Source organism: Streptomyces sp. NPDC006365 (genome assembly GCF_042870755.1).
GTDB lineage: Bacteria > Actinomycetota > Actinomycetes > Streptomycetales > Streptomycetaceae > Streptomyces > Streptomyces xiangluensis.
Genome location: NZ_JBIAHS010000002.1, coordinates 250,644 through 263,946, shown reverse-complemented (window position 1 = coordinate 263,946; position 13,303 = coordinate 250,644). Strand labels below are relative to the sequence as shown.

The window sequence follows — 13,303 nt, the reverse complement described above, 5'->3', positions numbered from 1 at the left end:
AGCGAGAGGTGATCGATGGGCGTCGCGGGACCCTCCGGGCCGGTAATGGACCGGGACGAGGTGGACCGTGCGCTGGCGCGGCTCGGCGCGGAGCACGAGGCCATCGAGACCTCGCTCCTCGCCCTGCAGGACCACGCGGGCCGCAGACTCCTCGAAGGCGCCGAGCTCACGGGCACGACCCGGGAGCGCTGGACGGCCACCGAGGCGTCGATCTCGCTCCTGTGGACGTACTTCGACGCGTACGCGGACGCGTTGCGCTCCGCCCGTGACGTGCGCTCCCGACGACGCTGGCCGAACCGCGACGACCTGGTGGAGCTGACGGAGCTACTGCGCGGCGAGAGCGTCACGGTGGCGGGCAGCGCCGCCGCGACGGCCTCCGCGCCCACCATGGCCGGCACGGGAAAGCTCAGCGAGCGCTTCACCCTCGTCGAACTCGTGGAGCGCATGAACGAGTTGTACGCGCAGTCGCTCGACATGGTCGTGGCGGCCGACGCCGTGTGGTCGGCGCTGCCCGCACGGATCGACCTGCTGGCCGCGGAGCTGCAGCGCACCCGCCAGCTCGCGCACTCCGTGGGCGTACGCCCAGGGGAGCACCCGGCGGGCGACGACCTGGAGCGGATCACACGCACGCTGACGTCCCTGCGTGAGCAGGTGGTGTCCGATCCGCTGGCGTTCTGGCTGTCCGCGCAGGGCAGTTCGGCGCCGGGCGGCGGTCGGCCCGACACCACGCGCTACGACCGGGAGGCGCGCGCCCTGGACGATGTGCGCCGTGAGATCGACGCGGTGCTGAGCGTGAGGCAGGACGCGGAGACACGTCTGGTGAAGCTACGGGACGTGCTCTCGCGCGCGGACCGCACGCTTGCCGAGGCGCGCTCGGCGCGCGGTGAGGTGCTGGCGAAGATCGCCGCGTCGGAGGTGCCCGCGGTCAGCGGCCCGCCGACCGCGCTGCAGGAGCAGCTGGCGACGGCCGCCGAGTACCGCAGACACGCGCAGTGGCATCGCCTCTCGCCGCTGCTGGAGTCCCTGGAGCAGCGGGCCGAGGACGAACTCCTCAGGGCCCGCGAGTCGTTGACGGCCGTCACCGCGCCGCTCGCGGTCCGCGCGGAGCTGCGCGGCCGGCTCGACGCGTACAAGGCGAAGGTCGCCCGGCACGGCCTCGCCGAAGACCCGATGCTCGTGGAGCGCTACGACGCGGCGCGCCGCATGCTGTGGAGCGCGCCCTGCGATCTGCGCGTGGCGGAACAGGCGGTGCTGCGCTACCAGCACGCGGCCGCCGACTTGCTGGTGCCCAAGGTCCCCGGCCAAGCCGGTCAAGGGGGACCACAGGACCGGAGGGGGCCCTCGCGTGAGCGATAGAGGTGATGCAGTGTGAGCGAAGAGAACGCCGGCGAGCGGAAGCAGTGCCAGCGCCCAGGTTGCACGGGGGCGTACGAGGACGTGGGCGGCGGCGAGTTGTACTGCGACACATGCGGTCTGGCGCCGGTCGTCGCCGCGAGCGGCATGGTCGGCTCGCCGCCGACCGGGATCACGGCGGGCGGCAAGAACTCGCGCGGCTCCGGCCGCGGCAGTGCGAGCTCGCGCTCCAGCTCCCGGTCGTCGTCACGCTCGGCACGCTCCTCGCAGTCCCGGCGCTCGGTGTCCGGGCGTCTGTCGCGCTCCTTGTCGGGGCGCACCTCGAGCCGTTCCGTGTCGGTGCGCAGCTCCGGTTCGACGGCCGGATCCTCCGGCCGCGGCCGGCTGGGCGTCGGCCTCGTCCAGGTCCCGGACGTGCCGCGCCCCGATCCACGCGAGATGGTCCAGGACAACCCCGAGGTGCCCGAGCGCAAGCGGTTCTGCTCGCGCTCCGACTGCGGGGCGCCGGTGGGACGTTCGCGGGGTGACCGGCCGGGGCGTACGGAGGGTTTCTGCACCAAGTGCGGCCACCCGTACTCGTTCGTGCCGAAGCTGCGTGCGGGCGATGTGGTGCACGGCCAGTACGAGGTCGCCGGCTGCCTCGCGCACGGCGGCCTCGGCTGGGTCTACCTCGCCGTGGACCGCGCGGTGTCCGACCGCTGGGTGGTGCTCAAGGGCCTGCTCGACACGGGCGACCAGGACGCGATGGCCGCCGCCATATCCGAGCGCCGGTTCCTCGCCGAGATCGAGCACTCCAACATCGTGCGGATCTACAACTTCGTCGAGCATCTCGACCAGCGCACGGGCTCCCTCGACGGCTACATCGTCATGGAGTACGTCGGCGGCAAGTCCCTCAAGGAGATCGCCAACGAGCGTCGTACGCCCGCCGGGAAGCGGGACCCGCTGCCGGTCGAGCAGGCCTGCGCGTACGGCATCGAGGCGCTCGAGGCGCTCGGTCATCTGCACAGCCGCAACCTGCTGTACTGCGACTTCAAGGTCGACAACGCGATCCAGACCGAGGACCAGCTCAAGCTGATCGACATGGGCGCGGTGCGCAGGATGGACGACGACGAGTCGGCCATCTACGGCACGGTCGGCTACCAGGCGCCGGAGGTCGCCGAGCTCGGCCCGTCGGTCGCCTCCGACCTCTACACCGTCGCCCGTACGCTCGCCGTGCTGACCTTCGACTTCCAGGGCTACACGAACGTCTTCGTGGACTCCCTGCCCGACCCCGACAACATCGAGGTGTTCCGCCAGTACGAGTCGTTCTACCGGCTGCTCGTCCGCGCCACCGACCCGGACCCGGCCCGCCGGTTCGCCTCCGCCCAGGAGATGGCGGAGCAGCTGACGGGCGTACTGCGCGAGGTCGTGGCGCTGCAGACGGGCCGCCCCCGCCCCTTCCTCTCCACACTCTTCGGGCCCGAACTGAAGGTCACGGACACGGAGTTGTTCGGAGAGCTGGACGGGGATGTGTCGCGGCTCGGGGCGCGGGCGGTACCGGTGGGACGGCGACGCCGGGCGCTCGTCGGGGCCAACGGCGGCGGTACGGGACTTTCTTCGGGCAACGGAGGTGCCGCACTGGCCGGCGTCGGAACCGCCCATGCTCCTGGCGCCGGAGGTACCGCACTGTCCGGCGGCGGAGCCGCCAATGCCGCACCCGTCCACAGCGCGGCCGGCGCCCTCGCGCCGCCGCCGACCGCGCTGGTCAAGGCGGTCGACGCGGCGGCCGCCGCGCTCGCGCTGCCGGTCCCCCGGGTCGACCCCGGCGACCCGAACGCCGGTTTCCTCGCGGGCCTCATGGCGTCCGCGCCCGCGGAGCTGATCGCCGCACTGCACGCGGCGCCCACCGGCTCCCTGGAGCTGCGGCTGCGCGAACTGCGGGCCCGCCTCGAGATGCGCGAACTCGACAGCGCCACCGGGACACTCGCGACCCTGGAGGCGGACCACCCCGACGACTGGCGGGTGGTCTGGTACCGCGGCATCGCCGCGCTCGCGAGCGGCGACCACGAGGTGGCGGCGCTGTCCTTCGACGCGATCTACGACGCGTTCCCCGGCGAGCCCGCCCCCAAGTTGGCCCTCGGCCTGTGCGCGGAGGTCCTCGGGCAACTGGACAACGCCGCGGAGTACTACCGCCTGGTGTGGACGACCGACCCGAGCTATGTGAGCGCGGCGTTCGCACTGGCCCGCGTACAGCTTGCGGCAGGTGACCGGCAGGGAGCCGTGCGGACCCTGGAGTCGGTGCCGGAGGCGTCGATCCACTACACGGCGGCCCGTGTCGCCGCCGTACGGGCGCGGCTGCGGCACCGGATGAACGAGGGGCCCAGCGCGCCGTTCCTGGACGACCTGACCGCGGCGGCCGGACAGATCGATGCCCTGCGCGGATACGGCCTGGACGCAGTCCGCCGCGAGCAGTTGTCCACAGAGGTCCTCGGCTGCGCCCTGGACTGGGTACTCTCCGGTAGCCAGGGTTCCGCGCCACCGAGCACGGGAGCGCGGACCGTACTGCTCGGCAGTGACCTGGACGAGCGAGGCCTCCGCTTCGGTCTGGAGCGCTCGTACCGGACACTGGCCCGGCTCGCCCAAGGTGGCGAGGAGAGGATCGATCTGGTGGAGCGCGCCAATCGCTACCGCCCCCGGACGTGGGTGTAATTCATGTCGCAGATGCCCCCGGCGTTGTCGAAGTGCCCCAGCTGTGAAGAGCCGCTGGAGTCAGGCGACCGCTTCTGCGGTGCCTGCGGGTACGACCTGTCGGCCGTGCCCGCACCGCCGGACGACAACCCCACGATGACCATGAACGGCACGGCGCCGCACCCCCCGTCGGCCGCCGCGCCGGTGGACTGGCCCGTCGCCCCCGAGGTGGACAGCTCCCACAGGCCTGCCCCCGTCCATGTGCCGTCGGAGATCCAGGGCACCGACTCGGCGGGCCACGAACTCCCGGCCCACGCGTCGGGCGTACGGTTCGACGGGCCCCCGGAACCGGACGAGTACGCCTTGCAGGCGCCCGACCCGCGTACCGCCGAGTTCGCGGGGACACCGTCCGCGGGCGCCAAGGTGTGCGTGGCCTGCCGTGCGGGCCAGGTCGACCAGGACGGCTACTGCGAGAACTGCGGCCACGCACAGCCGCGTGAACGGGACCACATGGAGCAGGAGTTGAGCGCCGTCTCAGCGGTCAGCGACCGAGGGCTGCGCCACCATCGCAACGAGGACGCGTTCGCGATCTCCTCGACCGCGCTGCCCGACGGCTCCTCCGCGGTCGTGGCGATCGTCTGCGACGGGGTGTCCTCGGCGACCCGCCCGGACGAGGCCTCCCTCGCCGCGTCCCGCGCCGCCAACGAGTCGCTCCTGGAGGCCCTGCCTCGGGGCACGCACCCCCAGCAGGCCATGCACGACGCCATCGTCGCCGCCTCCCGGGCGGTCAACTCCCTCGCGGGAGCCGCGCCGTCCGAGCACTCCCCTCATCAGAACGCGCCCGCCTGCACCCTGGTGGGCGCGGTGGTCACCCCCACCCTCCTGATCGTCGGCTGGGTCGGCGACAGCCGCGCCTACTGGATCCCCGTGGACCGCACCTCCCCCGCGGCCCGGCTCACCGAGGACGATTCCTGGGCCGCGCAGATGGTCGCCGCGGGCCTGATGAACGAGGCGGAGGCGTACGCCGACGAGCGCGCCCACGCGATCACCGGCTGGCTCGGCGCGGATGCGTACGAACTGGAGCCGCACACCGCTTCCTTCAAGCCGGACCGGCCGGGTGTAGTGGTGGTGTGCACCGACGGGCTGTGGAACTACGCGGAGGCGGCCGAGGAGATGGCGCAGGTCATCCCGCACGACGCCGCGCTCCGTCCGCTGCACAGCGCGCAGGTTCTGGTCGGCCACGCTCTGGACGGCGGGGGCCACGACAACGTAACAGTGGCCGTCCTGCCGTTCCCGGCCCCGCCGATGGGGGCAGGATCGGCCTGAGGCCGGGCAGGGAACGGCCGCGGACCGGAGGGGACCGGTCCGCTCACCGACATCACCCACGGCTAGTGGGGGTCCTGAGGGGGAGCTAAGAAGGCATGGCCAATTTCTCTAAGTCGAACGTGCCGCAGTTCTCGGTGGAGGTGTACCAGAACGAGTACCTGCCGGAAGGCGGTCGCGAGGTCAACGCGATCGTGACGGTGACCTCGACCGGAGGCGGCACCGTCGGAAGTGCGGTCGCCGCGCCGCACCTCTACACACCGGGCCAGGGCCCGGACGCGGCCGTGGCGATCATGGTCGACTGTTCGGGCTCGATGGACTACCCGCCCACCAAGATGCGCGGTGCCCGGGACGCCACGGCCGCCGCCATCGACGCCGTACGCGACGGAGTGCACTTCGCGGTGATCGGCGGCACGCATGTGGCCAAGGAGGTCTACCCCGGCGGCGGGCAGCTCGCGGTGGCCGACGCGGGGACCCGCGAGCAGGCCAAGCAGGCGCTGCGCAAGCTGAGTGCGGGCGGCGGCACCGCGATCGGCACCTGGCTGCGGCTCGCCGACCGGCTGCTGGCCTCGGCGGACGTCGCGATCCGGCACGGCATCGTGCTCACCGACGGACGGAACGAACACGAGTCGGCGGAAGACCTCAAGGCCGCGCTGGACGCCTGCGCGGGGCGCTTCACCTGTGACGCGCGGGGCGTCGGCACCGACTGGGAGGTCAAGGAGGTCACCGGGATCGCCTCCGCGCTGCTCGGCACCGCCGACATCGTCGCCGACCCCGCGGGCCTGTCCGCGGACTTCACGCAGATGATGGAGACGGCGATGGGCAAGGAGGTCGCGGACGTCGCGCTGCGGCTGTGGACGCCGGTGGGCACCTCCATCAAGTTCGTCAAGCAAGTGGCCCCCACAGTAGAGGAGTTGACCGACCGCCGCACGGAGGCGGGCCCGCGCGCCGGGGACTACCCGACCGGCTCGTGGGGAGACGAGTCCCGGGACTACCACGTGTGCGTGGAAGTGCCGACGGCCGACATCGGTCAGGAGATGCTCGCGGCCCGGGTCTCTCTTGTGATCCCGCAACCCGAGGGCCCCGCCCAGACGCTGGGCGCCCAGGGTCTCGTACGGGCCGTGTGGACCGACGACATGGCGGCGTCCACGTCGATCAACCCGCAGGTCGCGCACTACACGGGGCAGGCCGAACTGGCACAAGTCATCCAACAGGGGCTGGATGCCCGTAAAGCGGGAGATATCGACGGGGCAACGGCCAAGCTGGGCCGCGCGGTTCAGCTCGCCAGCGTCTCCGGAAACGCGGATACGGCGAAACTGCTTGCGAAGGTGGTGGACGTGGTCGACGCCCCGGCAGGTACTGTGCGACTGAAGGCGAAGGTCGAAGAGGCCGACGAGATGACACTCGAAACACGGTCGACAAAGACAGTTCGTGTAAAGAAATAGGTGGTCCGGCCCCTCCCCGGGGCCGGAGTGACGAACCCGGACCCTGTACCGAGGGGGACGGAGAACTTCGGTCCCCCGGGGCCGGAACAGAAAGGGGGAAGCGCCGACATGCCGACCTGCCCGAACGGACACCAGTCGGGTTCCGACGACTGGTGCGAGGTCTGCGGTCACCGCATGGCCGGTGCCGTACCCCCGCCTCCGCCTCCCCCCGCCGCCGCCGGCTACGGCTATCCACAGCCCGGTTCGCCGCCGCCCGGCCAGGGCGGACGCCCGCACCTGTCCGCCGTACCGGACCCGTCGCCCGAGCCCGAGTTCTGCCCGCAGTGCCATACGCCGCGCGAGGGCGCGGCCCCGTTCTGCGAAGAGTGCCGGTGGAACTTCCTGACGAACACGGCGACCTCGTACACCCCTGCCGCACCTCCTCCGCAGCCCGGTGCCGGTCCCGGCGGTCCGAACCCGGCACTGCGGTTCCAGCAGCAGCCGCCCGGACAGCACGGTTCCGGCCATGACGCGTACGACTACCAGAGCTCGCGTCCCTCACAGATGAACCGTCCCGCCGAGCCGCTCTCGCCGTACGGCGACCCCTCGGGCCAGGGTGGGTACCCCCGTAATCCCGGGGACTTCGGGGGTCAGGGTGGTCAGGGTCAGGGCGGGCACGGCGGCCCTGGTGCGGCGCAGGCATACCAGCAGCACGCTCCGCCCGGATATCCGCAGGGGACCCCGCAGGGTCCGGGCGGGCAGCCCTACGGGGGCGGGGACGACTGGGTTCTCCCTCCGCCGGGCGGCGATCCCGGCGGCCAGGGCCAGGGCGGCTACGGCTACCCGCAGCCCGGTGCGACGCAGGCCCCGCCCGGGTACCAGCAGCAGCCGATGGCCTGGAGCATCACGATCGGGCCCGACCGCGAGTACTTCATGGCGATGATGCAGCGCTCCGGTCCGGAGGCCGCGGGCCTGAACCTGCCCGCGTACTCCCCCGAGCAGCAGCGCCCGCTCATCGGCAACCAGATCACGATCGGCCGCCGTCGCCACTCCACGGGCGAGTCCCCGGACATCGATCTGTCGGTGCCGCCGGAGGACCCGGGCGTCTCGCACCAGCACGCGGTCCTCGTCCAGCAGCCGGACGGCAGCTGGGCGGTCGTCGACCAGAACTCCACGAACGGCACCACCGTCAACGGCGGCGAGGAGCCCATCCAGCCCTTCGTCCCCGTACCGCTGCAGGACGGCGACCGGGTGCACGTGGGGGCGTGGACGACGATCACGATTCGCCGAGGCTGAGCAGCCGCGTTCTCTGATCTGCGGTATGCGGTATGTGATCTGCGTTACGCGAGCGGCCAGGCGTAGGGCCCTTCCGGGTCGTCCAGCCAGGCCCACTCGCGTTCGCCGCTGACCGTGATCCCGTACCGCGCGCGTTCCGGCTGTTCCTCGCGCTCCCACAGGGCCAGGGCCTCGTGCGGGTCGAGGGCGCCCGCGGTGAGGGCCAGCAGGAAGCGGAAGAGTTCGTTCTGGATCGCCCGGCGCGGCAGGCCGCCGTCGGCGGTGGGCCGCGGTTCGGGGCGCTCGGTGCCGCGCAGAGGCACGAAGTAGGCGGGCGTGCGCAGGAAGTGGCCCTCGGCGTGCTCGGCGTCGCGTACGCGCAGGTCGATCACGCCGGTCGCGATCGGCGCGAGGATATGAGCGCCGGGGTTGCACTGGGCGAGCCAGGGGCGCGGGATCGAGGTCACCGCGCAGGTCACGATGACGCGGTCGTACGGGGCGCGCTCGGGACAGCCGCGGGCGCCGTCGCCTGTGACGACTCTCGGGTGGTACCCGGCGGCGGCCAGATGCCGCCGGGCCGACTCGGTGATCTCCGGATCCAGGTCGATGGTGGTGATCAGTTCGTCGCCGAGGCGGTGGGCCAGCAGGGCCGCGTTGTAGCCGGTGCCCGCGCCGATCTCCAGGACCGCGTTGCCGTCCCGTACCTCCAGCTCCGCCAGCATCTTCGCCATCAGGGACGGCTGGCTGCTGGACGAGAGCAGTTGGCCGTCGCGCACCCGGGTGGCCAGCGGGGAGTCTGCGTACGCGCCGCGCAGCCAGCGCTCACGCCTGCGCGGGTCGGGGTCCTCGCCCCACAGTCGCTCGTAGCCGTCCTCGGCACCGACGTAGTAGTACGGCACGAACAGGTGGCGCGGGACACTCTCGAAGGCCTCCCGCCAGACCGGGTCACTGTCCCAGGCCCCGCTCGCCTCGATCTCGCGTACCAGCGCCGCCCGCGCCGTGGCGGCGAGGTCGTCCAGGCCGTGGTCGATGACGTGCGCGCTCATACCTCCACTGTGCGGCGCGTGGCTCCCGGAGGCGAGTGCGTGAACGCGCCGTTCCGCGAGCCTCGCGCATGGTCCTAAGCCTTGAGTCCTCGGTCTCCGCGTCTGAGACCATGGAGCAGTGGCTGCAATTTCCGGGGGACAACCCCCGGACCCCCGGCCGAGAGCCAGGGGCTGACCAGAGCGATTTATGTGAGGCCAACCAACGTGGTCGAGATTCGACGCGGCACGCTTCAGGAGCAGACCTTCTACGAGCAGGTCGGCGGGGAAGAGACCTTCCGCCGCCTCGTCCACCGTTTCTACGAGGGTGTCGCCGAGGACCCGCTGCTGCGGCCCATGTATCCCGAGGAGGACCTCGGCCCGGCCGAGGAGCGCCTCACGCTGTTCCTGATCCAGTACTGGGGCGGCCCCACCACGTACAGCGAGAACCGCGGCCACCCCCGGCTGCGGATGCGCCACGCCCCCTTCGCCGTCGACCGCGCGGCGCACGACGCCTGGCTGAAGCACATGCGGGTCGCCGTCGACGAGCTCGGCCTCTCCGAGGAGCACGAGCACACGCTGTGGAACTACCTGACGTACGCGGCGGCGTCGATGGTGAACACGGCGGGCTGATCCAGATCGTGGCCTGAAGCGCCCGACGGGCTACGCCACCTTTCGATCACAATCCGGTCAAGCCCGGACGACAAGCGCTTACCCGTCACCCGTCCCCTCTGACAACATCGCCCGGAGGTCCGGGGCAGTGGCGGGGGGAGCCGGGTGACGGAGTTCGTCTTATCGCGTGCGCGGGCACACCGCCTGCTGCTGACCGCCGCGCTGCTCACCGTCCTCCTGACGACCGCCGTCCTGGCGACCCTCACCGCCTACTCCGGTGCGATCGGCGACGCGGCCCTGCGTCACTCGCTCCTCGAACCGGTCCGCGCCTCGGACACGTCGAGCGCGTCAGGCGCCTCTGACACCTCTGACACCTCTGACTCGTCGGACACGTCGGACACGTCGGACACGTCGAGCGCCTCTGACACCTCTGGCTCGTCGGGCTCGTCGGACACGGAGAGCGCCGCGGCCACGACCCTGATCGTCGAGGCCGACGTACCGGCAGGCGAGCGCGAGGCCGCCGACAAGGCCGTACGCGACGGGGCCCGGCGTACCTTCGACGGGCTCCCGGTGACGCTGCGGACGCTGGTGCGGTCGGGACCGTACGCGCTGCCGCGGTCCCTCCAGCCGCCCTCCGCACGGTCCGGCGACCCGGATCTCACGCACTTCGCGGCGCTGGACCGCTCACAGGTCCGCCTCGTGGAAGGGCGGCTGCCCCGCGATACGGCAGGCCACGAGATCGAGGTGGCCCTCCCCCAGGCGGCGGCACGGGCGCTGTCACTGAAGCCGGGCGCGCGACTCACGCTCGTCGACCGGCTCGACGGACCGGAGGCGCGCATCCGGGTCAGCGGTGTGTACCGGCCCGCCCAAGTCGCCTCGTCCTACTGGCAGTTGGACGAGCTCGGCGGCCGTGGCATCAAGAAGGTCGACTTCACCACGTACGGGCCGCTCCTCGCCGATCCGGCGGTACTGCGCGCGAACGGGCGCGTGAGCGAGGGGCCTTCGGCCTGGCTGGCGTCCGCCGACTTCTCGACGCTGACGACCGGCCGGATCGACGCCCTGCGGGACGCCGCGCGCGCCGGCCCCAAGACGCTGGTCGAGTCACCCGCGATGCACGGCACCACGGCCGTCACGACATCGTTGCCGGAGGAGCTGGACCGGGTCGAACGTTCGCTGCTGGTGTCCCGTTCGACGCTGCTGATCGTCGCGCTCCAGCTCGCACTGCTCGCCGGCTACGCGCTGCTGCTCGTGGCCCGGCTGCTGAGTACCGAACGGGCGGGTGAGACGCGGCTGTTGCGGGCGCGCGGTGGTTCGCGGGGCCGGGTCGCGGGCTTCGCCGCGCTCGAGGCGCTGCTGCTCGCCGTGCCCGCGGCGGCCTGCGCACCGCTGCTCGCCGGGCCGTTGACGCGGTTGCTGGCCGGTCAGGGGGCGCTGTCCCGGATCGGGCTGCGGCTCGACACCTCGGCGGCGGGCGGCGCGGTGTGGGTGGTGGCGGCGGGGGTGGCGCTGGGGTGTGCGCTGGCGGTGACCGTGCCCGCGCTGACCGAGGGGACGGAACGCGGACGTGCCCGGGCGCTGCCCGCGCCGGTGCGGGCAGGCGCGGACGTGGGGCTGCTGGTGATCGCGGCGGTCGCGTACTGGCAGTTGAACCGGCAGACCTCCGGAGCCGTCACCCACGACACCTCCGGCACCCTCGGCATCGACCCTCTCCTCGTCTCGGCACCCGCGCTCGCCCTGCTCGCCGGAACCGTCCTCACCCTGCGGCTGCTTCCGCCCGTCGCCCGCCTCGCCGAACGCCGCGCGGCGGGCGGGCGCGGACTGCCGACGGCGCTCGCGGGATGGCAGTTCAGCCGCCGTCCGATGCGCGGCGCCGGCCCCGTACTGCTGCTCGTCCTCGCCATCGCCCTGGGCATGCTCGCCATCGGCCAGGGTGCCTCCTGGGACCGCTCGCAGGACGACCAGGCGGACTTCCAGGCCGGTACGTCGGTGCGCGTACTCGGTGCCGGCGAGGGCGGGTTGGGTGCGGCCGGGGTCTACTCCGAGGTCGAGGGCGTACGCGAGGCCGCACCCGCCGTGCGTACGACGCTGCCGTTGTCCGGTGACCGGACGGCCACGGTGCTGGCCCTGAACACGGCGGACACGGGGGACGCGAGAGACGCGGGAGACCCGAGAGACGCGAGCGACACGGAGGGCTCCGGGGGTGGCGGGTTCCTGATGCGGCGGGATCTGGCGGACCAGCCGATGGGGCGGTTGCTGGCGGGGCTCGGGCCGGGACAGGTGACTGCCGAGGGCACAAGGCTGCCGAAGGGAACCACTCGTCTTGGCCTGGGCCTTGAACTCCGTGACGCTTCCGGCGCCGGTCCTTCAGAGGTGACCGCGGACATCGCGGTGACCCTGGAGGACCGGTACGGGGTGCCGTATCGGGTGACCGTCGGAGAACTCCCCGCCGACGGCCGGGCGCACACCCTCACCCTGGACCTCGCGCGGGCCGCCGCGGCCCCGGCCGAGCCGCTGACGCTCACCGGGATACAGCTGGACATGACCCAGCCGGTCGGCAGGGCCGAGCAACACCGGTTTTCCGTCGAGAAGTTGACGGCCACGGGAGCCGACGGCCGGCGGCAGGCGCTGCCGCAGCCCGCCCCCTGGAAGGCGAAGTCCCGTACCGACAGCACCATGGTGGACCCCGAGGGCGACGCGGCCCCGAAACGTCCGCGCGTGGAGTCCGCCCAACCGCTGACGGTCAGCTACGGCACCGGCTATCTGCCCCGCGAGTACGCCTGGCAGCCCTCGCCGTTGACGATCCGGATGCAGGTCGGTCAGCCCGCAGCAAAGGAGGTCGCGGCGCTGGCGACCGACCGCTTCCTGGAGTCGGCGGGCGCGCGCACCGGGCAACGGGTGGACGTGCCGTTCGGCGGCTCGACCGTGCCGGTGCGGATCGTGGGGAACGTACGGGCGCTGCCGACGACCGAGGACGCGGGGTCGACCAGTGGTGGCTCACTGCTGGTCGACCTGCGGTCCGTGAACCGGGTGCTGGAGGCACGGTACGGCGAGAGCGTGACGCCCACCGAGTGGTGGCTGCGGGCCGCACCGGGCAGTGCGGCGCGGGTGGCGGCTCAGTTGCGGGAGCGGCCCGATGTCGAGCCGTCGCAGGTGGTCGTCCGTGACGAACTCGCCGAAGGCCTGCGCGACGATCCCTTCGGGGCGGGGCCACAGGCGGCGTTCGCGGCGGCGGCCTTGGTGGCCGCCGCGCTGGCCGCCGTCGGTTTCGCGGTGAGCACGGCGGGGTCGCTGCGGGAGAGGGGCGCCGAGTTCGCGATCCTCCGCGCCCTGGGCGCCCCGCGCCGCCAGCTGGCCCGGCTGATCGCCGCCGAGCAGGGCGTCCTGGTCGCCCTGGCGCTGGTGGTGGGCGTCGCCCTCGGGGCGGTGCTGACCCGGGCGGTGATCCCGCTGATCGTCCTGACCCCACGGGCCACGCAACCGGTGCCGAAGGTGCTGGTGGAGCTCCCGCCGGGTCAAGTGGCCGCCCTGCTGACGGCCGTCGTCATCATGCCGCTGCTCGTCACGGCGGTATTGGCGCTGCGCCGCCAGGACCCGGCGAGTTCGCTGCGCAGCCAAGGGGGTGAGTGA

The 13,303-nt window shown here is 72.5% G+C and carries 8 protein-coding genes; 7 read left to right on the top strand and 1 reads right to left on the bottom strand.

All coding sequences use genetic code 11. The features are described 5' to 3' along the window. The first annotated feature begins 15 nt into the window (after nucleotides 1–15). From ACFYO0_RS06375 to ACFYO0_RS06355, 5 genes are all read left to right on the top strand, one after another. On the top strand, nucleotides 16–1,356 hold the full coding sequence (locus ACFYO0_RS06375) for a hypothetical protein (RefSeq protein ID WP_388671525.1): 1,341 nt from the start codon (nucleotides 16–18) through the stop codon (nucleotides 1,354–1,356). A 12-nt stretch (nucleotides 1,357–1,368) separates the two neighbouring features. Then, entirely contained in the window at nucleotides 1,369–4,041 is a 2,673-nt protein-coding gene (locus tag ACFYO0_RS06370; protein ID WP_388671522.1) for a tetratricopeptide repeat protein, read from the top strand. 3 nt (nucleotides 4,042–4,044) lie between these two features. Continuing rightward, on the top strand, nucleotides 4,045–5,346 hold the full coding sequence (locus ACFYO0_RS06365) for a PP2C family serine/threonine-protein phosphatase (protein WP_388671519.1): 1,302 nt from the start codon (nucleotides 4,045–4,047) through the stop codon (nucleotides 5,344–5,346). 95 nt (nucleotides 5,347–5,441) lie between these two features. Beyond that, nucleotides 5,442–6,788, top strand: coding sequence for a VWA domain-containing protein (locus ACFYO0_RS06360; protein WP_388671516.1), 1,347 nt, complete (start codon nucleotides 5,442–5,444; stop codon nucleotides 6,786–6,788). A 108-nt stretch (nucleotides 6,789–6,896) separates the two neighbouring features. Next, nucleotides 6,897–8,063: an FHA domain-containing protein gene (locus ACFYO0_RS06355; RefSeq protein ID WP_388671513.1), complete on the top strand. Its 1,167-nt coding sequence runs from the start codon at nucleotides 6,897–6,899 to the stop codon at nucleotides 8,061–8,063. A gap of 44 nt (nucleotides 8,064–8,107) precedes the next feature. On the opposite strand, the gene ACFYO0_RS06350 is transcribed toward ACFYO0_RS06355, so the two are convergent. Continuing rightward, nucleotides 8,108–9,088, bottom strand: a complete 981-nt coding sequence (locus tag ACFYO0_RS06350) for a methyltransferase domain-containing protein (RefSeq protein ID WP_388671510.1) — start codon at nucleotides 9,086–9,088, stop codon at nucleotides 8,108–8,110. A gap of 204 nt (nucleotides 9,089–9,292) precedes the next feature. Between ACFYO0_RS06350 and ACFYO0_RS06345 the strand changes: the two genes are divergently transcribed. Continuing rightward, the gene (locus ACFYO0_RS06345; RefSeq protein ID WP_328774284.1) at nucleotides 9,293–9,697 is read left to right on the top strand and encodes a globin; all 405 of its coding nucleotides are present in this window, start codon (nucleotides 9,293–9,295) and stop codon (nucleotides 9,695–9,697) included. A gap of 144 nt (nucleotides 9,698–9,841) precedes the next feature. Further along, nucleotides 9,842–13,303, top strand: coding sequence for an FtsX-like permease family protein (locus ACFYO0_RS06340; RefSeq protein WP_388671507.1), 3,462 nt, complete (start codon nucleotides 9,842–9,844; stop codon nucleotides 13,301–13,303).

Coding starts and splice junctions, on each gene's coding strand:
- ACFYO0_RS06375 (WP_388671525.1), top strand. CDS start 16: ATGGGCGTCGCGGGACCCTCCGGGCCGGTAATGGACCGGGACGAGGTG.
- ACFYO0_RS06360 (WP_388671516.1), top strand. CDS start 5,442: ATGGCCAATTTCTCTAAGTCGAACGTGCCGCAGTTCTCGGTGGAGGTG.
- ACFYO0_RS06350 (WP_388671510.1), bottom strand. CDS start 9,088: ATGAGCGCGCACGTCATCGACCACGGCCTGGACGACCTCGCCGCCACG.
- ACFYO0_RS06355 (WP_388671513.1), top strand. CDS start 6,897: ATGCCGACCTGCCCGAACGGACACCAGTCGGGTTCCGACGACTGGTGC.
- ACFYO0_RS06365 (WP_388671519.1), top strand. CDS start 4,045: ATGTCGCAGATGCCCCCGGCGTTGTCGAAGTGCCCCAGCTGTGAAGAG.